The organism is Methylorubrum populi (assembly GCA_036946625.1).
In the GTDB taxonomy this organism is placed as follows: domain Bacteria; phylum Pseudomonadota; class Alphaproteobacteria; order Rhizobiales; family Beijerinckiaceae; genus Methylobacterium; species Methylobacterium populi_C.
In genome coordinates this window covers 1,607,259-1,628,087 of record JAQIIU010000002.1, presented here as the reverse complement: position 1 = coordinate 1,628,087, position 20,829 = coordinate 1,607,259, and the positions used below count along the sequence as shown (strand labels likewise).

The 20,829-nt window shown below is 69.2% G+C and carries 17 protein-coding genes, 1 tRNA gene and 4 pseudogenes; 12 read left to right on the top strand and 10 right to left on the bottom strand.

All coding sequences use genetic code 11. The features are described 5' to 3' along the window. Window positions 1–30 precede the first annotated feature (30 nt). Window positions 31–483, bottom strand: a complete 453-nt coding sequence (locus PGN25_09635; GenBank protein ID MEH3117833.1) for a molybdenum cofactor biosynthesis protein MoaE — start codon at window positions 481–483, stop codon at window positions 31–33. 163 nt (window positions 484–646) lie between these two features. Here PGN25_09635 and PGN25_09630 point away from each other — a divergent pair, with 163 nt between their 5' ends. Then, window positions 647–1,666: a gamma carbonic anhydrase family protein gene (locus PGN25_09630; GenBank protein ID MEH3117832.1), complete on the top strand. Its 1,020-nt coding sequence runs from the start codon at window positions 647–649 to the stop codon at window positions 1,664–1,666. 7 nt (window positions 1,667–1,673) lie between these two features. Here the strand turns inward: PGN25_09630 and PGN25_09625 are convergent, their stop codons facing one another. Then, window positions 1,674–2,372: a thioredoxin domain-containing protein gene (locus PGN25_09625; GenBank protein MEH3117831.1), complete on the bottom strand. Its 699-nt coding sequence runs from the start codon at window positions 2,370–2,372 to the stop codon at window positions 1,674–1,676. Window positions 2,373–2,480: 108 nt separating this feature from the next. On the opposite strand from PGN25_09625, the pseudogene PGN25_09620 reads away from it, so the two are divergent. Next, window positions 2,481–2,735 (top strand): annotated as a pseudogene (locus PGN25_09620) (type II toxin-antitoxin system prevent-host-death family antitoxin). Between the two features lie 195 nt (window positions 2,736–2,930). Here PGN25_09620 and PGN25_09615 read toward each other — a convergent pair. Further along, window positions 2,931–6,347, bottom strand: a complete 3,417-nt coding sequence (locus tag PGN25_09615; protein MEH3117830.1) for an acyl-[ACP]--phospholipid O-acyltransferase — start codon at window positions 6,345–6,347, stop codon at window positions 2,931–2,933. Between the two features lie 268 nt (window positions 6,348–6,615). Between PGN25_09615 and PGN25_09610 the strand changes: the two genes are divergently transcribed. Both PGN25_09610 and PGN25_09605 read left to right on the top strand, forming a co-directional pair. Then, entirely contained in the window at window positions 6,616–7,128 is a 513-nt protein-coding gene (locus PGN25_09610; GenBank protein ID MEH3117829.1) for a TetR-like C-terminal domain-containing protein, read from the top strand. 218 nt (window positions 7,129–7,346) lie between these two features. Next, window positions 7,347–8,234, top strand: a complete 888-nt coding sequence (locus tag PGN25_09605; GenBank protein MEH3117828.1) for a TIGR01459 family HAD-type hydrolase — start codon at window positions 7,347–7,349, stop codon at window positions 8,232–8,234. A 129-nt stretch (window positions 8,235–8,363) separates the two neighbouring features. Here the strand turns inward: PGN25_09605 and PGN25_09600 are convergent. The 3 genes and pseudogenes from PGN25_09600 to PGN25_09590 all read right to left on the bottom strand — a co-directional run bounded on the left by PGN25_09600 (window position 8,364) and on the right by PGN25_09590 (window position 9,253). Next, window positions 8,364–8,459 (bottom strand): annotated as a pseudogene (locus PGN25_09600) (SOS response-associated peptidase). 242 nt (window positions 8,460–8,701) lie between these two features. Continuing rightward, window positions 8,702–8,956, bottom strand: a pseudogene (locus PGN25_09595) (recombinase family protein). 93 nt (window positions 8,957–9,049) lie between these two features. Beyond that, a complete protein-coding gene (locus PGN25_09590) occupies window positions 9,050–9,253 on the bottom strand; it encodes a hypothetical protein (GenBank protein ID MEH3117827.1) in 204 nt (67 codons plus the stop codon). A gap of 415 nt (window positions 9,254–9,668) precedes the next feature. On the opposite strand from PGN25_09590, the gene PGN25_09585 reads away from it, so the two are divergent. Next, on the top strand, window positions 9,669–10,208 hold the full coding sequence (locus PGN25_09585) for a hypothetical protein (GenBank protein ID MEH3117826.1): 540 nt from the start codon (window positions 9,669–9,671) through the stop codon (window positions 10,206–10,208). 129 nt (window positions 10,209–10,337) lie between these two features. Then, window positions 10,338–11,321, top strand: a pseudogene (locus tag PGN25_09580) (IS481 family transposase). A gap of 222 nt (window positions 11,322–11,543) precedes the next feature. Here the strand turns inward: PGN25_09580 and PGN25_09575 are convergent. From PGN25_09575 to PGN25_09565, 3 genes are all read right to left on the bottom strand, one after another. Beyond that, window positions 11,544–11,630: transfer RNA gene (locus tag PGN25_09575), tRNA-Leu, on the bottom strand. Window positions 11,631–11,663: 33 nt separating this feature from the next. Then, window positions 11,664–12,851, bottom strand: coding sequence for an FAD-dependent oxidoreductase (locus PGN25_09570; protein MEH3117825.1), 1,188 nt, complete (start codon window positions 12,849–12,851; stop codon window positions 11,664–11,666). Window positions 12,852–12,867: 16 nt separating this feature from the next. After that, window positions 12,868–13,134 (bottom strand): zinc-finger domain-containing protein, encoded by a 267-nt coding sequence (locus PGN25_09565; protein MEH3117824.1) that lies wholly within the window; start codon window positions 13,132–13,134, stop codon window positions 12,868–12,870. A 241-nt stretch (window positions 13,135–13,375) separates the two neighbouring features. Here PGN25_09565 and map point away from each other — a divergent pair, with 241 nt between their 5' ends. The 6 genes from map to PGN25_09535 all read left to right on the top strand — a co-directional run bounded on the left by map (window position 13,376) and on the right by PGN25_09535 (window position 20,067). Further along, on the top strand, window positions 13,376–14,215 hold the full coding sequence (gene map, locus PGN25_09560) for a type I methionyl aminopeptidase (protein MEH3117823.1): 840 nt from the start codon (window positions 13,376–13,378) through the stop codon (window positions 14,213–14,215). Between the two features lie 10 nt (window positions 14,216–14,225). After that, window positions 14,226–14,978, top strand: coding sequence for a DNA repair protein RadC (gene radC / locus PGN25_09555; GenBank protein ID MEH3117822.1), 753 nt, complete (start codon window positions 14,226–14,228; stop codon window positions 14,976–14,978). Between the two features lie 336 nt (window positions 14,979–15,314). Then, window positions 15,315–16,769, top strand: coding sequence for a circularly permuted type 2 ATP-grasp protein (locus tag PGN25_09550; GenBank protein MEH3117821.1), 1,455 nt, complete (start codon window positions 15,315–15,317; stop codon window positions 16,767–16,769). A gap of 107 nt (window positions 16,770–16,876) precedes the next feature. Further along, window positions 16,877–17,821 carry an alpha-E domain-containing protein gene (locus PGN25_09545; protein MEH3117820.1) on the top strand — a complete coding sequence of 315 codons (945 nt, stop codon included), beginning with the start codon at window positions 16,877–16,879 and terminating at the stop codon, window positions 17,819–17,821. Window positions 17,822–18,186: 365 nt separating this feature from the next. Beyond that, a complete protein-coding gene (locus tag PGN25_09540; GenBank protein MEH3117819.1) occupies window positions 18,187–19,083 on the top strand; it encodes a transglutaminase family protein in 897 nt (298 codons plus the stop codon). 237 nt (window positions 19,084–19,320) lie between these two features. Further along, a complete protein-coding gene (locus PGN25_09535) occupies window positions 19,321–20,067 on the top strand; it encodes a peptidase (GenBank protein ID MEH3117818.1) in 747 nt (248 codons plus the stop codon). A 48-nt stretch (window positions 20,068–20,115) separates the two neighbouring features. Here the strand turns inward: PGN25_09535 and PGN25_09530 are convergent, their stop codons facing one another. Continuing rightward, window positions 20,116–20,829, bottom strand: coding sequence for an NAD-dependent deacylase (locus tag PGN25_09530; GenBank protein ID MEH3117817.1), 714 nt, complete (start codon window positions 20,827–20,829; stop codon window positions 20,116–20,118).

The following is a 20,829-nucleotide window of genomic DNA, read 5'->3' as shown; positions in this document are numbered from 1 at the left end:
TGTCAGACCCAGGATGTCAGACCCAGGATGTCAGACCCAGGATTCGGCGGCGTCGGCGTCGGCCTGCGTCGCCTCCACCCAGCCTCCGGTGCGGCCGTCGGCGAGGTGCTCGCGCTTCCAGAAGGGGGCGCGGGTCTTGAGGTAGTCCATCAGGAAATCGGCCGCGGCGAAGGCGGCCTTGCGGTGGGGCGAGGCGGTGACGACGAGGACGATGCCCTCGCCCGGCCGCACCAGCCCGTGGCGGTGGATCACCCGCAGGGCCTGGACCGGCCAGCGCGCCCGCGCCTCCGCCGCCACCCGGGCGATCTCGGCCTCGGCCATGCCGGGGTAATGCTCCAGCTCCAGCGCGGCGAGGCGGCCGGCCTCGTCGCGGCACAGGCCGGAGAAGGTCACGACCGCCCCCGCGCGCCCGGCCAGCTCGGCCTCGATCCGGGCGATCTCGGCGGCGGTGTCGAAGGGCTCGGACTGGATGCTGACCGTCATGACCGTCTTTTTCGGGAACGCCGCCGGAACCCCTCTTGTCGGGCGGAGGGGGCCGCGCGATCCGTTTTCGCGAGGCCCTGTTACCTCGTTTGCCCGTGCGCCTATATGGCTCGGCAATGAGACTGCGCCACCGGCGCCCTTTCTCGAAAAGCGAGCCGCGCCCGTGACGCCCGACCTGATCCTGCCCTACGACGGTGTCCTGCCCGTCTTCGCCAGCCGCCCCGTCTGGTGCGGGCGCGCCAGCACCGTGATCGGCGCGGCGACGCTCGGGGCCCAGGCCTGGCTCGGCGACGACAGCGTGATCCGCAGCGACGGGCAGCCGATCACCGCGGGCGAGCGCTTCTGGCTCGGGGCCCGCTCCACCGTCCACATCGCCACCGAATCGCTGCCGACCCGGATCGGCGACCGGGTCACGGTGGGCCGCAACGCGGTGGTGCATGCCTGCACCGTCGGCTCGGACGTGGTGATCGAGGACGACGCGATCATCCTCGACGGCGCGACCGTGGGCGACGGCGTGCTGATCGAGGCCGGCGCCACCATCTTCCCGCGCTCGAACCTCGAAAGCGGCTTCGCCTACGGCGGCAACCCGGCCAAGCGCCTGCGCCCGATCGCGGCGGAGGAACTCGCCGAGCGGGCCGAGCGCCTGCGCGAGGCGGCGGGCGAGGGGACGAGCCCGCCCGAGACCGCGCCGCCGGAGACCGAAGAGAGCGTGTTCGTGGCCCGCACGGCGCGGCTCTCCGGCCGCATCGCGCTCGGGGCCGGGGCGACGGTGCTGTTCTCCTGCGAACTCGCGGCCGAGGTCGGGCCGATCGTGGTCGGCGCCGACACCAACATCCAGGACAACACGGCGATCCGCAGCCGCGGCGAGGGCGTGGTGATCGGGCGCGACACCACGGTCGGCCACAACGTGCGCATGGCCGATTGCCGGATCGGCGCCCGCAGCCTCATCGGCATCGGCTCGGTGCTGGCGCCGGGCACGGTGGTGGCCGACGACGTGATGCTGGCCGGCGGCTCGACCACCGATCCGGGCCAGTTGCTGGAGGGCGGCCATCTCTGGGGCGGACGCCCGGCGCGCATCCTGGGCACGCTCGACCCGAAGAAGCGGGCGATGATGAGCCACATCGTCGAGGGCTATTGCCGGCACGGGCGGGAGTATCGCCAGTTGCAGGCGCAGGAGGGGTGAGGCTCCCCTACCCGCAGGCGATCCGATCGCAGCGCCGCATCGCCGCGATCATCCGGGCGAGCGACTTCACGCCGGGATGGCCCAGCACGCCGGTGTTGCCGAGCACGTAGGAGGGCGTCGCGGTGAGTCCGAGATTGGCCGCGACGTGCATGTGGGCGCGCATCGCCTCGCGCACCTCCTCGCCGTCGGCGATCTCTTCGAGTTCGGCCCGCGCCACGCCGGTCATGGCGCCGAGGTCGAGCGCCTTGTTCCCGTCGATCTGGCCCCTGGTGGCGAGCAACCGGCCGTAGAAGGCGAAGGCCGCCGCCGAGCCGAGCTTGCGCTGGACCGCCAGCGACACCTTGGCGGCCTGGGCCGACATCGGCGACAGGATCGGGTTGTGGACGAGGCCGATCCGCAGGGCCGCGTCGCTGGCCGCGAGCGCGGTGACGTCGGCGGCGGCCTTGCGGCAATACGGGCAGTTGTAGTCGAAGAACTCGTAGAGCGTGACCTCGGCCTCGCGGGGCCCGACATAGGTGACGCCGCGCAATTCCTGGATCTGCCCGGTGATCTCGCCCGGCAGCCGCATGTTGGCGACCGGCCGCCCCTCGTCGTTCTCGACCTTGAAGAACTGCCCGTAGCTCTGCGCGGCGGCCGGGCCGGCCAAGGAGCCGCCGAGTGCGAGGCCGAGCGAGGAGGCGAGGAAGCGGCGGCGGGAGAGGAGCATCGGCAACGGACCAGCGGACGGTGGGAGGCACCCGAGGATAGGGCCAAGAATGGTTTAAGTTCGACTTCCCCGAGGGCCGAGACCGGAGCGTTGCGACAGGAGGTGCCAATGCGTGTTTCCGTGGCGGATGCCGAGGATCAGTTGCCGGATCTCGTCCGGCGGGCCGAAGCGGGCGAGACGATCATTCTCACGCAGGACGGGCGGCCGATCGCGCGGCCCGAACCGATCGGGCGTGTGCCGGATCGACGAACGCGGCGGGCCGTGCTGGCCGACGTACGGCGGTCCGCCGCGATGAAGGCAGCCGCCGGACCGGACGCCGCCCACAGCCAGGATTGGCTCTACGGCGAGGATGGATTGGCCGATGTGACTGAGGTTCCGGTGCGTGGAGCACCTGCTCCGGCCCTTCCCATCCACGCCCTCATCCTGAGGCGGCGGCGCGAAGCGTCGCCCTCGAAGGATCTTCCAGGCATCACGCGATCACGGGAGGATCCTTCGAGGCCCGCTGGCGCGGGCACCTCAGGATGAGGCGGTGGCTCGGAGCGGTCTATGATCCAACCCTCACGCCGCCTCCGCGGTCGCCGCCCGCTCCTTGGCGAGCTTCGTCACGCCGACCTGATCGACCTTGCCGGTGCCGAGCATCGGCAACTTCTCCAGGGTCACCACCTCGGCGGGGACGGCGACGTCGGCCGCGCCCCGGCCCTTGGCGAAGCTCTGGTAGGCGGCCCGCGTCGCGTCCTTTCCTTCCGTGAACAGGATCAGGCGCTCGCCCTTGCGGGCGTCGGGCACGGCGGCGACCGCGCTCGGGGCGTCGGGCCAGAGTTCGGCGGCGAGCGCCTCGACGCTCGCCAGCGAGACCATCTCGCCCGCGATCTTGGCGAAGCGCTTGGCCCGGCCCTTGATCGTCACGAAGCCGTCGGCGTCGAAGGCCACGATGTCGCCGGTGTCGTGCCAGCCGTCCGCCGGCGGCTCCAGCACGCCGGGCTTCTCCGCCCGCAGGTAGCCCAGCATGATGTTGGGGCCGCGCACGGCGAGGCGCCCGCCCTCGTCGATGCCGGGCACGGGCTCGAGCCGCGATTCGATGCCCGGCAGGAGACGGCCGACGGTGCCGAAGCGGTTGAACATCGGCGTGTTGAGCGCGAGCACCGGCCCGCACTCGGTGACGCCGTACCCTTCGAGGATGCGTAAGCCGAACTTTTCCGCCCAGGTCCTGCGGGTGGACGGCTTCACGGCTTCCGCGCCGGCCACGACGTAGCGCAGGGAGCGCAGGTCGTAGGCATGCGCCGTCCGGGCGTAGCCGGCGAGGAAGGTGTCGGTGCCGAACAGGACCGTGGCGTTCGAGCCGTAGACGAGTTCGGGCACGATCCGGTAGTGCAGCGGGGAGGGGTAGAGGTAGACCGGCACGCCCGAGGTGACCGGCAGCACGAGGCCCGCCGTCAGCCCGAAGGCGTGGAACACCGGCAGCACGTTGAACACCTTGTCCCGCGGGCCGAAATCGATGCGGGCGGCGACCTGCGCGGTGTTGGCGAGCATGGCGCGGTTGGCGAGCACCACGCCCTTCGGCGTGCCCTCCGAGCCCGACGTGAACAGGATCGCGGCCGGGTCGCCGCCCTTGCGCGCCACCAGCGGGCGGCGGGGGCTCAGGGCTCCGCGGATCTTGTCGCCCGTGGTGACGCCGGCCCGCACGTCTTCCAGATAGATCAGGCGCACAATCCCCTCGATGCCCTCGATCAGGGCGCCGAGGCGCCCCTTCTCGATGAAGGCGCGGGAGGTGAGGATGGTGTCGACCTCGGCCGCCTTGCAGGCCGAGAGCACCGCGGCGGGGCCGGCGGAGAAGTTGATCATCGCCGGCACCCGGCCGGCGCTGGCCAGCGCGAAGAACGTCACCGCCGCGCCGTTGGCGTTGGGCAGCATCAGCCCGACCGGTTTTTTGTCATCGGGCAGGAGCGCTTGCAGCTTCCGGGCGAGGATGTTGGCGCCCATCACGAGGCGGGCGTAGCTCATCGTGCCCGAGACCGGGTCTTCCAGCGCCGTGCGCCGCCAGCCGTGAAGCGCGCCCGCCTCGACCAGGGCGGAAAAGACGCCGCGCTCGATGTCGGCGGTCTCGAACGCGAGGTCCGACATGATGTCGTAGAGCGCCGCGCCGGCCGCCCGGCGGCGGTTCTTGCCCTTCAGTTCCGGATCGACGTGGAGCCGCACCGGCGGCATGATCGTCACGGTCACCTTCGGCCACCAGGCGCGGCGCACCTGATCGCGCTTCAGGCGCGAGAACACGGTGCGCTCCGGCCCGTCGATCTTCACCGGCACGACCATGGCGCCGGACTTGTCGGCGATCAGGCCCGCCCCGTCGTAGACCTTCATCAGGCTCCCCGTGACGGTGAGCCGTCCCTCGGGAAAGATGATCAGCGTCTCGCCGCCCTTGACCGCGCTGATCAGCGTGCGGGTGGCGAGCGGGCGCGTCGGATCGAGCGGCATCGCCTTGGCGACGCTCAAGAAGGGCTTCACCCACCAGCGTCGCGCGATGCCGTGGTCGATGGCGAAGACCGGATCCTTGTCGAGCAGCGACAGCGCCAGCGGCGCGTCGAGGAAGGAGACGTGGTTGAGCGCGACGATGGCGTTCGGGCCCGCCTTCTCGACGTTCTCCAGGCCCTTCACCTCCAGGCGGTAGACCGCGCGGAACAGGATCGACAGGGCGTCGCGCAAGGGGTTCGTCGGCAGGGTCTTCAGGATGACGGCGCCGACGATCAGGTTGAGCACGCCCACCAGCGCGAGCAGGTGCGCCATGGACAGGCCGAGCCCTTGCAGCACGGCGAGCGCCAGGGTGCCGCCGACCATGAAGGCGGCGGTGAGGACGTTGACCGCGCCGATGACCCGGGCGCGCTTGGCCTTCTCGGTCCAGGCCTGCACCGCGGCGAAGGAGGGCACGACGTAGAGCCCGCCCGCGACCGCGAGCCCGGCGAAGTCGGCGGCGATGCGCAGGCCGGTGGCGCTGGCGATGAAGTCCCAGGCGCCGACCGGCTCGCCCGCGGGCGGGGGCAGGTGCGCGACCGTCCAGGCGAGGTCGAGCCCGAACAGGCCCATCAGCACCGCGCCGACGGGAGTCGGCAGCAGCACGATGCGTCCGCTGGCGAGCCACGAGGCGAGGCCGGAGCCGACGGCGATGCCGACCGAGAAGATCGCGAGCAGGGTGGTGGCGACGATCTCGGTGCCGTTGAGCGTCTGGCGCACCAGAACGGGGAGCAGCGAGAGCACGACGACGCCGACGAGCCAGAACCAGCTCACGATCACCGAGCCGCGCCACAGCCGCGTGTCGGACCACAGGTCGCGCAGCAGGGCGGCGGTGGAGCGCACCACGTTGCGGTCGACATGCAGATCGGGCGCGCCCTCGCCGGTGGCCGGAATCATCCGCGCGGAGAGCCAGCACAGGACCGCCATGCCCATCAGCCCGGCGCCGAGCCCCAGCGCGTGGCCGCCCATCGCCATGGCGAGCCCGGCGGTGATGGTGCCGAGCAGGATCGCCAGGAAGGTCGCGGCCTCGACCAGCGCGTTGCCCGCCGTCAGTTCCTCGCGCTTCAGGTGGTCGGGCAGGATGCCGTACTTGATCGGCCCGAACAGCGCCGCGATGACCCCGAACAGCCCGAGGGCCGCGAAGAGAAGCGGAACCGCGTGCAGCCAGAAGCCCAGAACCGAGAGCAGGGCGGCGAAGATCTCCGCGAATTTCAGGCGCTTGGCCAGCACCGCCTTGTCGTAGCGGTCGGCGAGCTGCCCGCCCAGGCCCGAGAGGATGAAGAACGGGCCGATGAACACGGCGCTCGCCAGCGTCACGAGCACCCCGCCCGAACTTTCGCCCCGCGCGCCGACCTGGAACAGGATCAGCAGGGCGAGCGCGTTCTTCAGGAAGTTGTCGTTGAAGGCGGAAAAGAACTGGCACCAGAACAGCGGCGCGAAGCGCCGCGTGGTCATCAGCGTGCGGAACATCGTGGTCTCCCGGCTTCAGGAATGACTGCCTGCGCAGGGGCGAGGCGTCAAATCGGGCTTTTGCACGACGTTCAAATTATGGCGGTCCGGATCGGGCGCAAGCTTGATTTTGCACGATGTGCAATCTATCGCCGCGTCGGGTGCGGACACGCACGGCGACGTGTGGAGCGAGGCCGGTTTGACGGAGAAGGCGCGCGGCAGCGGCCCACGGGGCGAGCATGACCGGGAGGGCTTCGTCGCCCTCGTCGCGGGCGCGGCGGAGAGCCTCGTGCGCAACGAGGGCTTTCGCGCGCTCGGGATGCGGCGGCTGGCCGCCGCCATCGGCTACGCCCCGAACTCGATCTACAACGCGGTGGGCGACCTCGATCAGGTGGTCCTGCGGGTCAATGCCCGCACGCTCGCCCGATTGCACGCGGCCCTGGCGGCGACGATCGACCCGGCCCGGGCGCCGCGGGAGAACGCGCTGGCGCTGGCGGAGGCCTACCTCGTCTTCGTCGCCGCCGACCCGCGGGTGTGGAGCCTGCTGTTCGAGCACTTCGCCGCGCCGGACCAGCCGTTTCCGGACTGGTACGCGACGGAACTCACCCGGCCGGTCGGGCTCGTGGATACGGTGCTGGCGCCGCTGATCGCCGACCCGGAGGAGCGCCGCCGGGCGGTCGCCGCCCTCTGGGCCGCCCTGCACGGGCTGGCTTCCCTCGCGACCTCGGGCAAGCTCGCCGTCCTCACCCCCGACCCGCCGCGGGACCTCGCCCGGCTGCTGGTGGGGCGGTTCCTGGGGTGAAGGTGGGCGAGGGGCCGGCCCAGGTCTCTCCGGAGGCGGTCTCTCCGGAGACGGCGCTCCCCTCGGACGGGCAAAGCCCGCTATAGGGCATCGTCCCGAAAGGCGGCCTCCGGCTTTCGGGACGATGCCAGAACAAGAGTCCAGCGCTTCGTCCTGGAGCCGATGTCCAGGACGAGGCGCCGGAGCCCGCAACGCCGCCCGACCGGATTTCCGCATCGATGACTCATCCGCCCGTCCCGACGCTCCGCCGCTTCGAGGCGGTGGCCGAGCGCTACGACCTGATCCTGTGCGACGTCTGGGGCGTGCTGCATGACGGGACGCGCGGACACGCGGCCGCGGGCGAGGCCCTGATCCGCTTCCGGGCGCTCCCCGGCCCCCGGCCACGACGCGTCATCCTCGTGTCGAACGCTCCCCGACCCTGGCAGGGCGTCCAGAAAATCCTCGACGGCTACGGCGTGCCGCGGGAGGCCTACGACGCGATCCTCACCTCCGGCGACCTGACCCGGCGCCTGATCGCCGCGCATCCGGGCGAGCGGGTGTACCACCTGGGGCCCGAGCGCGACGGGCCGGTCTTCGATCGCCTCGACCTCACCCTGGTGCCGGCGGAGGACGCGCAGCGCATCGTCTGCACCGGCCTGTTCGACGACGACACCGAGACGGCCGAGGATTACCGCGCGGCGCTGGCCGGCTTCCGTCGGCGAAACGTGCCGATGATCTGCGCCAATCCCGATCTCGTGGTCGAGCGCGACAAGCGGCTGATCCCCTGCGCCGGCCTGATCGCCCAAGCCTACGAGGCCATCGGCGGCGATGTGGTCTATGCCGGCAAGCCCTACCGACCGGTCTACGAGACGGCGCTCGCCATGGCCGGCGACCTCGATGGCGGGCCGGCGCCGGAGGTGGCCCGCACCGTCGCGGTGGGCGACGCGATCCGCACCGACATCGCCGGCGCCTCCGGCTTCGGCATCCCCTCGATCCTGGTGGCCTGCGGCATCCACGCGGAGGAATTGGGCGTCACTGCCGAGCACCACAGCCTGGGCGACATCGCCGACTGGCTCTCGAGGCAGCCGGTCCGGCCCGACGCGGTGATCGAGCGGCTGGTCTGGTAGGCTCGGCGGGAGACCCTCCGTACCAGCATTGCGCGTTGAAATTGTTGATGTTTTTCGAGCGCGAACGGAGGGCTCTTTGTAGCGGCTTTTGTGGCGGCTGGCGAGGGGGCGGAAGGTGCCGGCCGCGTCTCAGCTCCGAGCCTCTCCGTCGTGACGTTCACCCCGCGCCACCTCCTTCATCAACCCATCAGGCAACGGGCGTTGCAGCCTCAACGCCTCTTCCGTGTCGCGGTGTCCTGCTTGCGGGTCGCCGGTTCCCACAGGTGAGCCTTCCAGCTCCCCGGTCCGGGATTGCCCTTGCAGCTCCCGGTGAACGTCACGGTCACTTCTCGCGGGGTCTCTTCGGTCATCGTTTCATTCCATGCGTAAGGGGTGGGCGGAGCCCCCGCGAAGGGGCCCCGTCCAGGTGATTGAAAGGGTCGTGATGATGGTTGTGACGGGTGCACGAGCACGGGCGTAGGCGAGTTTGAGCGCGTGAGGCGGGAGACGTTCGCGACGATGAGCGGGACGCGATGAAGACGAGCGGCGGCCAGTGCCTTCTCCAGGGCAGGGCGGTCGTTCTTGCGTCCGCTCTCCACCTCCACGAACTCGGACCGGATGCTCCAGCCACCCCCGTTGAGGTGGCGGCGGACGGCTTCCTTCTGCGCCTCAAGGCCCAGCCCAGAAGCGCCCTGACGGGCCGTGCTAACGCGGTAGTAGGCGACGAACGCACCCTGTGCCATGAGCCATCACATTCCAATCAACGAGCGTTGACCAGATTGTTGTGATGCTCGTGACCCATCGTCAAGCGGCGCATTAGGGTTTGGCGGCCCGTATCACTCGTCCCGCTGCCGAGCGCTCTTCGCAGGATCGTATCGGCCGGATGCGTCCAGGTTCGAAGGGTCAACGTCCTCCGAGGTACCGGGAATGATCTCGCCTCGCGCCTCATCCCGGATGCGGCTCTCCGGGATCTTGAGCGGTGGATAGCGCCATTCGTCCTTGGCCGCGTCCCACACCCGGAAATGATGGACCGTCACCACGTCTCAAACCTCCAGCCTCGGCGATATCCCGTGCCAATCTAGGGTCGTCTCTCCGCGCGTGCTCACGTGCCGCTGAACGCGCCTGTGCGGGCGTGCTCGATGCCGCGGGCGGGCGCGTGCCTGGGTGGGCGGAGGCGGACACCCCAGGGGGCACGGGGGGAATTACGTGCGTGCCGATTGATCGATGCCCTCTCAGATTTTTGCCAAAAATATTTCGGTAAAATCCAGCGGCAAAGCACATTTGATATTTTGGCAACTCGTTGTCGTACTCTATGGTGCTATGTTTCGTGGCAATCATAATTGTATTAATCTGAGTTAAATCACTAAACCACAAGAAAGTTGGTATTTAATCGTTGACGAATCACTGCCAGTCGATGTTTTTTTCAATGTTGTTACTTATAAATGTGTGAGAGCTATGGGACTGAATTTCGAGAACTTGGTTGCTGAGACGCGTGCCTTCATGCTCGAAGAAATCGAGATGGATGCGGCGGAGGAAAAGCTCTACATCAGCGCATATCTGACCCAGCAAGCACAGGGCAACTGGCCGGACTATCTTCGAGATGCAGCCAGAAACGGCTCAGACGACGGCTTAGCTTCGCAGCTCAGGTCTACAACGTCGCTGACCGCTACGACAATGCGACGGACGAAAAGTGGCTTTACCCAAGTTAAAGTGCCGCACAATGCAGCCGAAGTTCTAGCTGAGAGTGAGTTCAATCGGTTCTACGTCCGCGGCCTAAGCCGAAGGGCAATAGCAAACGGTATCCCTAGGCTTGAGGTTTATAGAGCCAAACAGGTTGCCCAACCACGCCCCGAGTCTGAGCGATTGATTGGGCTCCTTGTTGATCCAGAAGTGCTTCTTATTGACGTTCGGGGCAGCGTTGGGGTGGAGACCGCATTAGGTATTCCGCCCGGTCCCGGCTCGGGCATCAGTGTTCGCATCCCGCGCGGAACCTGAAAACGACTTTGCAGGCATCGCACAAGAGAACGGCGGCCCGGAGATCGAACCGCCGTCCCAGCCTCGCGCTTGATGTTTGATCCCAGGGTTTGATGGTGCACTCTTCACGTTGGAGTGGAGGGACGCGCTATGGGCCAAGTTCTTCACGGCAGCGCCACCACGACGGAGGCAGTCCGTCGAGCGATCCAGCATAGTCAAGCGAGCCTGAGGGCGCTCTCGAAGCGCTACGGGATCAACCGGAAGACGGTCGCCAAGTGGCGGCAGCGGACCTCGGTCGCCGATCAGCGCACGGGTCCGAAGGATCCCCGCTCGACGGTGCTGTCACAGGAGGACGAGGCGGTCGTCGTCGCCTTTCGCCGCCATACGCTCCTGCCGTTGGACGACTGCCTCTACGCGCTCCAGGCGACGATCCCGCACCTGACCCGTTCGTCGCTGCATCGGTGCCTGCAGCGCCACGGCATCAGCCGACTGCCGGAGGTCGACGGTGACAAGCCCAAGCGGTCACGCTTCAAGACCTGCCCGCTCGGCTATTTCCACATCGATCTGGCCGAGGTTCACACAGCCGAAGGGCGACTCTACCTGCTCGTCGCTATCGACCGCACGACCAAGTTCGCCTTCGTTGAGCTCCACGAGAAGGCCACGCGGCGGGTCGCAGGTGACTTCCTCCGCCATCTCATCGAGGCCGTGCCTTACAAGGTGCACACGGTGCTCACCGACAACGGCACCCACTTCACCACGCCCGGCAACGTCGCCTCGGCCGCTTCCGTCATCAAGGAGGCGATTGTAGCCGGCGAGACCTTCCGAGCCCACAGCTTCGAACTTGCCTGCGCCCGCAACGATATCGACCATCGGCTGACCAAACCGCGCCACCCCTGGACGAACGGTCAGGTCGAGCGGATGAACCGCACGATCAAGGACGCGACGGTCAAGCGCTACCATTACGACAGCCACGCGCAACTCCGTGCGCACTTGGCCGACTTTGTCAGCGCCTACAACTTCGCACGCCGTTTGAAGACCCTGCGCGGCCTCACGCCCTACGAAGCCATCTGCAAGGCATGGTCCGCTGAGCCCGGCCGCTTCAGGTCAAACCCGCTCCACCAAATGCCGGGACCAAACAGGGCGACGGAAACGCTCCTCCTGGGCCACGCCGTAGGCCGCCTTGTAGGCCGCTCGGATGTCCTTAGGGATGCCTTTGCGGGCGAACCAATCGCCATTCGCGGCGCGGCTCAGGGATGTCATGGGAACGGCCACTTTGTAGCGCCCTTTGTAGCGGTGGGCGCCGAAAAACACCTGTCTGCCAGTATCTTACTGGCGGGGCTTGCAATTTCAAATCCGTGGTGCGGACGGCGGGACTCGAACCCGCACAGCCTTGCGACCGCAAGATTTTAAGTCTCGTGCGTCTACCGGTTTCGCCACGTCCGCATAAGGCAGCGGTAGCGGGCCGGTGCGGGCAGATCAAGCGGGCGGGTGCCAGCCGTAGACCCAGGCGTAGCGCGCACTCATGCCCTCGGGCCCCAGGCGCCGCATCGCCGTGTCCCGGGCCAGGCCGATCAGGCGGCCGGCGTGGTAGAAGCGGCCGTTGCGGCGGGCGGCGCGCTGCACCGCGCGGACCCGGGGCTGGCGTGCCGCGGCGTAGGCGGCCAGCGCCTCCGGAACGGCGGCGTGGGCCGCGAGGCTCGACGCCAGCACCGCGGCGTCCTCGATGGCGAGCGCCGCACCCTGGGCCAGGAAGGGCAGCACCGGGTGGGCGGCGTCGCCGAGCAGGGCGATCCGGCCCCGCGCCATCGGCCGCGCCGCCGGGCGGTCCACCAGAGACCACACCACCCAGGTATCGGGCAGGCCGAGCAGCGCCATCAGCGGGGGGGCCGCGTCCGGAAAATGGCCGCGCAGGGCCGCCGGGTCGCCGAGACGGCCCCAATCCTCGTCGCCGTCGCGCTCGGGCGCGATCGCCACGACGTTGAGCCGCCTGCCGCCGTTGATCGGGTAGTGGACGACGTGGCGCCCGCGTCCCAGCCACAGGCCGGTTTCGCTGCCCTGAAGGGTCTCCGGCGCCGCCTCCCGCGGGATCACCGCCCGCCACGCCGCCTGCCGATGGAGTTGCAAGGGGCGCCCGTCGAAACGTCGGCGCAGGTTCGAGCGCACGCCGTCCGCACCGACGACGAGATCGGCGTTCAAGGTCTCGCTGCGGTCGCCGGCGACGCTCTTCATCGTCAGGCCGACGCCGTCCTCGCGCTCGGTGAGATCCGAGACCTCGCGCCCGACGCAGAGGCGGATGCCGGGACGCCCGCGCACGGCATCGAGCAGGATGGTCTGAAGGTCGGCCCGGTGCAGCACGTAATAGGGCGCGCCGTGGCGCTCGCGCAGGCCCGGGCCCAGCCGGATGCCGCCGATGACGCGGCCGGTGGCGAGCGCCCGCACGGTGACGCCCGGCGGCTCGTCGCCGGCCCGGCGCAGGGCCGCCCCGAGGCCGAGGCCGATCAGCACGGCGCTGGCGTTCGGCGAGAGCTGGAGCCCGGCCCCGACCTCGGAGAAACCGGTGCGGCGCTCGATCAGCGTGATCGCATGCCCCGCATCGGCGAGCGCCAGGGCGGCGGTGAGCCCGCCGATGCCCGCGCCGACGATGACGATGGAGAGCGCCGCCACGGGGAGGCCCGGCCCGTCAGGCCGCCTTGGAGGTCTCTTCGGACGCCTCGTCGTGCCACGCGCACCCGGCCGGCTCCGCCGTGCCCGGCTTCAGCTTCGGATCGTAGCGGAACAGGGTCGAGCAGTACTGGCAGATGATCTCGGTGTCGCTGCCCATGTCGAGGAAGACGTGCGGGTGATCGAAGGGCGGCAGCGCGCCGATGCACATGAGCTCCTTCGAGCCCACCGCGATCACGCTCATGCCGGCTTGGTTGTGGAAGTGGGGAACCGCCTTGTCAGCCATCGCACGTCCCTGAAGATCGAGCCGATGGTCTAGCGCGTTCGCGGCCGCAATCCTAGACAGGGGCGCCCTGGCTCGGGTCCGTTGCGAAGGGCGCCTTCGGCGACCGAGGCCTTAAAAAACCAGGGCGATCGCTTCAAGCGATGGCCCCGACGGAACGCGCGCTCGGGTTGGCGCCGGCCCCGGGGCGGCGTAAGACGTTCTCGACCGCCTCGAATTGTCCTCGCCAGCGCCCGATCCTCCCATGAGCCGTGAAGAGCAAGCCGTCGCCGAAGGCGGGCGCCGCGCCCCCGAGCCGCCGATCCACGGACCGGAGGGGTTCGAGGGGATGCGCCGCGCCGGCCGCCTCACGGCGGAGGCGCTCGACCTTCTGGTCGAGGCCGCCCGGCCCGGCGTGACGACCGAGCATCTGGATAAGCTGGCCTTCGAGTTCGGGATGGACCACGGCGCCTATCCGGCCTCGCTGTTCTACCGCGGCTACCGCAAGTCGATCTGCACCTCGATCAACCACGTCGTCTGCCACGGCATCCCCAACGACAAGCCCCTGCGCGAGGGCGACATCGTCAACCTCGACATCTGCCTGATCCTCGACGGCTGGCACGGGGATTCGAGCCGCATGGCCTATATCGGCGAGGTGCCGCGCAAGGCGCAGCGCCTGTGCGAGATCACCTACGAGGCGCTGATGCGCGGCATCCGCGCGGTGAAGCCCGGCGGTTCCACCAACGACATCGGCCTCGCCATCCAGACCTACGCCGAATCCGAGCGCTGCTCGGTGGTGCGCGATTTCTGCGGCCACGGGCTCGGCCGCGTCTACCACGACGCGCCGACCATCCTGCACTACGTCGAGGCGAGCTACGACGTGCCCCTGAAGCCGGGACAGTTCTTCACCGTCGAGCCGATGATCAATCTCGGCCGCCCGGCGGTGAAGGTGCTCTCCGACGGCTGGACCGCCGTGACCCGCGACCGTTCGCTTTCGGCCCAGTTCGAGCACACGGTGGCGGTGACGGAGGACGGCTTCGAGATCTTCACCCTCTCGCCCAAGGGGCTCGACCAGCCGAAGCCGCAGGGCGCGTCCGAAACCTGACGAGGCGAGCATGGCCCGCCGGACGGCCGAACCGCCCGCCCTGCCGGGCCTCTCCGAGGCGTCGGCCGCGACGGTGTCGGCCGCCGGGGAGGCGCCGCACTATCACGGCCACCGCGAACGCCTGCGCGCCCGCTTCGCGGAAGCCGGCGCCGAGGCTCTGGCCGATTACGAACTGCTCGAACTCGCCCTGTTCCGCGCGATCCCGCGGCGGGACGTGAAGCCGCTGGCCAAGGCGCTGATCCGCCGGTTCGGCTCGTTCGCCGAAGTCGTCAGCGCCGATCCCGCCCGGCTCGCCGAGGTCGAGGGCGTCAGCGCCGGCGTCGCCGCCGACCTGAAGCTGATCGAGGCCGCGGGCCGGCGGCTGGCGCGGGGGGCCATCGCCGCGCGCCCGCTCCTCTCCGCGTGGAGCGCCGTCATCGAGTACCTGCGCGCCACCATGGCCTTCTCGGGCCGCGAAGAGTTCCGGGTGCTGTTCCTCGACCGGCGCAACCACCTGATCGCCGACGAGGTGCAGGGGCGCGGCACCGTCGACCACACCCCGGTCTATCCCCGCGAGGTCGCCCGCCGGGCCCTCGAACTCGCCGCCACCGCGATCATCCTCGCCCACAACCACCCGTCCGGCGATCCGACGCCGTCGGGCGCCGACATCCGCATGACGCGGGAGATCGTCTCGGTGCTCGACCCGCTCGGCATCGTGGTGCACGACCACGTCATCCTCGGCCGCGACGGGCATGCCAGCCTGAAGGGGCTCAAGCTGATCTGACGCCCGGCGCGGGCCGGCGAGGCGAGCATGGCCGCGAGGTAGGGCATCGTCCCGAAAGGCGGCGGCCGGCCTGTCTGAAAAGACGATGCGGAATCAAAAACCTAGAGCCTCGTCCTGGATCCGGTATCCAGGACGAGGCTCTAGGCGCGCGCGCTCCGTCCGCTACATCGATGACAGGTTGTCCGACAAACCCGCCGCCGAGCGGGGCGCGGGCGCCGTTGCCCGGGGTAGGGTGCCACGGCAGGTTGAGGCGAGGCCGGACGGGGTAAGCGGTATCCTTTCGGGGTGGCCTGCCTCTTGCTCCATCGGGACGAGACATCAGGGGGAATCGCGCGGATGGCGCTCACGGCGTTCGACGAGATGAACGGGGGAGGGGAGGGCCGGCCCGACCCGGCTCAGTCCGATCCGGCCAGCGTGCGGGAGGCCTACGACATCCTCAAGGCCTGGCTCGACAAGACGCCGCCGGAGCACTTCCACACCCGCCGCAGCCAGGCCGAGATGCTGTTCCGGCGCATCGGCATCACCTTCGCGGTCTACGGCGCCAACGAGTCGACCGAGCGGCTGATCCCCTTCGACATCATCCCGCGGGTGCTGACCAAGCCCGAATGGGACTTTCTCGAGCGCGGCCTCAAGCAGCGGGTGAGCGCACTCAACGCCTTCATCAACGACATCTACGGGCCTGAGGAGTGCATCAAGGCGGGGATCATCCCGCCCGACCTCGTCTACCGCAACCCGCATTACCGCATGGAGATGCGCGCCTTCGACGTGCCGCACGACCTCTACGTCCACATCGCCGGCATCGACATCGTGCGGACGGGCGAGAACGACTTCTTCGTGCTGGAGGACAACGCCCGCACCCCGTCCGGCGTCTCCTACATGCTGGAGAACCGCGAAGTGATGATGCGGCTCTTCCCCGAACTGTTCTCCCGCCACCGCGTCGCGCCGGTCGAGAACTATCCCGACGCCCTGCTCGCGACCCTGCGCAGCCTCGCGCCGGCCTCCGCCACCCGCGACCCGACCGTGGTGCTGCTCACCCCCGGCCGCTACAACTCGGCGTTCTACGAGCACTCGTTCCTGGCCGACAAGCTCGGCGTCGAGCTGGTGGAGGCGGGCGACCTCTTCACCAAGGACGAGATCGTCTACATGCGCACCACCGAGGGGCCGCGCCGCGTCGACGTGATCTACCGCCGCCTCGACGACGACTTTTTGGATCCCCTCGTCTTCAGGCCCGATTCCGTGCTCGGCGTGCCAGGATTGATGAACGCCTACGAGCGCGGCAACGTCACGCTCTCGAATGCCGTCGGCACCGGTATCTCGGACGACAAGGCCGTCTACAGCTACATGCCGGAAATCGTGAAATTCTTCACCGGCGAGGCGCCGATCCTGCACAACGTACCGACCCATCGCTGCCGCGAGAGGGAAGCGTTCTCCTACGTGATGGACAACCTCAAGGACCTCGTGGTGAAGGAGGTCAACGGCTCGGGCGGCTACGGCATGCTGGTGGGCCCGCACGCGACGCGCCGCGAGATCGACGAGTTCGCGAAAAAACTGCGCCACGCGCCGGACAACTTCATCGCCCAGCCGACGCTCTCGCTTTCCACCTGTCCGACCTTCGTCGCCTCGGGCGTGGCCCCGCGCCACGTCGACCTGCGCCCCTTCGTGCTGGCCGGCGCCGACGAGATCCGCATCGTGCCGGGCGGGCTGACCCGCGTCGCCCTGAAGGAGGGCTCGCTCGTGGTCAATTCGAGCCAGGGCGGCGGCACCAAGGACACCTGGGTGCTCGATGCCTGAGCGATTTGCCCGATCGTTTTGCAATTTTCAGGCGAGCCGGGCGGCGTCGGTGCCGAAACACCGCGCAGATGCCGCCCCGGTCGCCACCGCGCCCGCGAGCTGACCCCATGCTGTCCCGGACTGCCGACAATCTCTACTGGCTCTCGCGCTACGCCGAGCGGGCGGATTTCCTGGCCCGCATCCTCGACGCGGCCCTGCGGCTCACGGCGCTGCCGTCGAGCTACGGCGGGCGCACCTCGAACGAGTGGGCCTCGGCCCTGTCCTCGGCGGGCGATCCCGAACTGTTCAAGACGCTCTACGACGCGGTCAACGAGCACACGGTCTGCAACTTCCTGGCGTTTTCGCCCCACAACCCGTCCTCGATCCGCTCCTGCCTCGCCACGGCGCGGGAGAACGCCCGCTCGATCCGCACGGCGCTCACCACCGAGATGTGGGACACGATCAACGGTGCGTGGCTCGAACTGCGCGCCTACGAGGGCCGCGACCTCTCGCGCGAAGAGCTCACGCAGTTCCTCGACTGGGTGAAGCGGGTCTCGCTCACCTTCGACGGCTCGGCCTACCGGACGATGCTGCGCAACGACGCCTACTGGTTCACCCGGGCCGGCACCGCGATCGAGCGGGCGGACAACACCGCGCGCATCCTCGACGTGAAGTACCAGATCCTGCTGCCGGCCTCCGAGCGGGTCGGCGGCTCGCTCGACTACTTCCAGTGGACCACGATCCTGCGCGAGGTCTCGGCCTTCAACGCCTATCACTGGGTCTACCGCGAGAGCATCAAGCCGCTGCTGGTGGCCGACCTGCTGATCTTCAATACCGAGATGCCGCGCTCGCTCGCGAGCTGCTACCGGATGCTGGTGGAGCATCTCGACCTGATCGCCGACGCCTACGGCCGCCGCGGCGAGAGCCAGCGTCTGGCGAGCAACATGCGGGCGAAGCTCGGCGGCGCCGACATCGAGCGCATCTTCGCCTCGGGCCTGCACGAGTTCATCCAGGGCTTCATCGCCGAGAACAACGGGCTCGGCGCGGCGATCAGCGAGCAGTATCTGGTGTGATACGCCATCCGGTTGATGACTTCGGCCTGTCCTGCGTCATCGCGAGGCGAAGCCGTGGCGATCCAGGGCGCGCCCTTTCCGGACCTGTCGCGCCCTGGATCGCTTCGCGGCCGCTCGCGAGGACGGCGTGGGGCCAAACCCGAAGCGATCAAGCGGAAACGGTATGAGGACGTCCGCCTCCCGTCAGCGCGCGTGAGCGAAGCGGTCCGGTGCACCGCCCTGTCCGGAAAGGTCGCGCCGCGCCGTCGCTCGCGATGCCGAAGGCCGGGAAATCCCGTTATGGCAACGCTTTGGGCACGGCCACCGATTTCCAAATCGGGCCTCGTGCCCTAGCTTGACCCGACTCGTCCCGGCAGGATCAAGGCATGCGCATCCGGATCGTCCACGATACGGTCTATACCTACGAGCAGCCGGCCCGCGGCCTGATCCAGATCCTGCGGCTGACGCCGCGCGACCATGACGGGCAGCACGTGCGCGAGTGGCGGATCGAGCCCTCGGTCAACGGCCGGCTCACCGCCCGCGAGGACGGGTTCGGCAACCTCGTCCACTGGTTCACCGCCGACGATCCCACCGACGCGCTCACCGTGCGGGTGACCGGCGAGATCGAGACCTTCGAGACCAGCGGCATCGTTCGCGGCGCGGTGGAGCGCCTGCCCGACCTGTTCTACCTGCGCGACACCCCGCTCACCGAGGCGAGCCCGGAGATCAGGGCCTTCGCCGAGCGGGTCGCCGGCGAGGGGGAGCGCGACCCGCTCCCGACCCTGCACCGTCTGCTCGCCGCCGTGCACGACACCGTCGCCTTCGAGCCGGGCCCGACCAGCGCCAGCACCAGCGCGGCGCAGTCCTTCGAGGCGGGCAAGGGGGTGTGCCAGGACCTCACTCACATCTTCCTCGCCGCCGCCCGGCACCTGGCGATCCCCTCGCGCTACGTCTCGGGCTATTTCCGCCGCAACGACGGCGGCGACGACCAGAAGGCGGGGCATGCCTGGGCCGAGTCGCTGGTGCCGGATCTCGGCTGGATCGGGTTCGATCCGGCCAACGGCCTCTCGGCGACCGAGGCGCATGCGCGGGTCGCCGTCGGCCTCGATTATCTCGGCGCGGCGCCGATCCGCGGCAGCCGCATGGGCGGCGGCACCGAGACCCTCGACGTGGCCCTGCGGGTCGAGCAGGTGCAATCCCAGTCGCAAGCCCAAGCCCAAGCCCAAGCCCAAGCCCAAGCCCAAGCCCAAGCCCGCGGCCAGCAGAGCCAGTCGCAGGGCTGAGCCCGGCGGCCGCGTTTCAAAAGGTGTCTTATACCAACGGGCGATGATCCCGACGCATCGCCCGTTGCCCGCGCGAAGGCGCGGCGGCGGGCGTCCGCCGGACGCAAGGGATACGACCATCGGTCGGCTTCCCTGCAGCTTGGTATTAAAGGTGTCTTGCCGCGTCGGGGCGGTGCGTGCGATGCGGACCGCCCGATCCCGCCCGGCGCCCGGGCCTGTCTCAAGGCGGATGCCGCCATGACCTATTGCGTGGGAGTGCTCGTCGAGGACGGGCTGGTGATGATCGCCGACACCCGCACCAATGCGGGGCTCGACAACATCTCGACCTACCGCAAGCTGCACATGTTCAACGTGCCCGGCGAGCGCGTGATGATGCTGGCCTCGGCCGGCAACCTCTCCATGACGCAGTCGGTGCTGAGCATGCTCCGCGAGGGCGTGGACGACGTCGAGGGCGAGACGCCGCCGAAGCTCAGGGAGGCGGCCAGCATGTTCAAGGCGGCCCAGCTCGTCGGCCGGGCGATCCGCCGGGTGCGCGAGATCGAGGCGGCGGGGTTCGAGGCGGCCAATCTGCGGATGGAAGTCTCGTTCCTGTTCGGCGGGCAGATCGGCGACGAGCCGATGCGGCTGTTCATGATCTACTCGGCCGGCAACTTCATCGAGTGCAGCCGCGAGGCGCCCTTCCTCCAGATCGGCGAGCACAAATACGGCAAGCCGATCCTCGACCGGGCGGTGACCTACGAGACCGATCTCTACGACGCGCTCAAGGTCGGCCTCGTCTCGATGGATTCGACCATGCGCTCGAATCTCGGCGTCGGCCTGCCCCTCGACATCGCGGTGCAGCGCCGGGGCCACCTCGACCTCGAAGTGAGCCACCGCATCGAGGCCGGCGAGAGCTATTTCCACGATCTGCGCGAGCGCTGGTCGGCGGCCCTGCGCGCCGCCCACCGCGCGATCCCGAGGCCGCCCTACGGGCCGCCGCGGTAGGCGCTTGCCGTCATCGCGAGCGGCAGCGAAGCGATGACGGCGGCAGGGTCACACCCGCCCGGCCAGAACCTCCTCCACCAAGGCCGGCACCGTCTCGCTCGCCGGTCCGAGGCGGGTCGATTCGAACATCCCGGCATTGTCGGCGGCCTCCAGGTTGAGGGCCAGCGTCGGGATGCCGAAGGCGCGCGCCTGCGCCACGTAGCCCGCCGCCGGATAGACCGCGCCGGAGGTGCCGACCGCGACGAACAGGCCGGCCTCGGCCAGAGCCTCGTCGATCGTGTCGAGGTGCTTCGGGCTCTCGCCGAACCACACCACGTCGGGGCGCATTCCCCCGGCTTGCCGGCAATGCGGGCAGGCGGTCCCGACGGTGAGGTCGTCGTGCCAGACGGCTTGCGTGCCGCAGACGGTGCAGCGCGCCTTCAGCAGTTCGCCGTGCATGTGCACGACGTGGCGCACCCCCGCCCGCTCGTGCAGGTCGTCGATGTTCTGCGTGCACAGGAACAGCCGGCCGGCGCGCTTCGCCAGTCCCGCTTCCAGCCGGGCCAAGGCCGCGTGCGCGGCGTTGGGCTCGGCCCGGAGCGTGTCGCGGCGGCGCATGTTGTAGAAGTCGTGCACCAGCACCGGGTCGGCGGCGAAGCCCTCGGGCGTGGCGAGGCGCATCGGATCGAACCGGGCCCAGACCCCGTCCGTGTCGCGGAACGTGCCGAGCCCGCTCTCGGCGGAGATCCCGGCCCCGGTCAGCATGAAGATGGTGTTGGACAT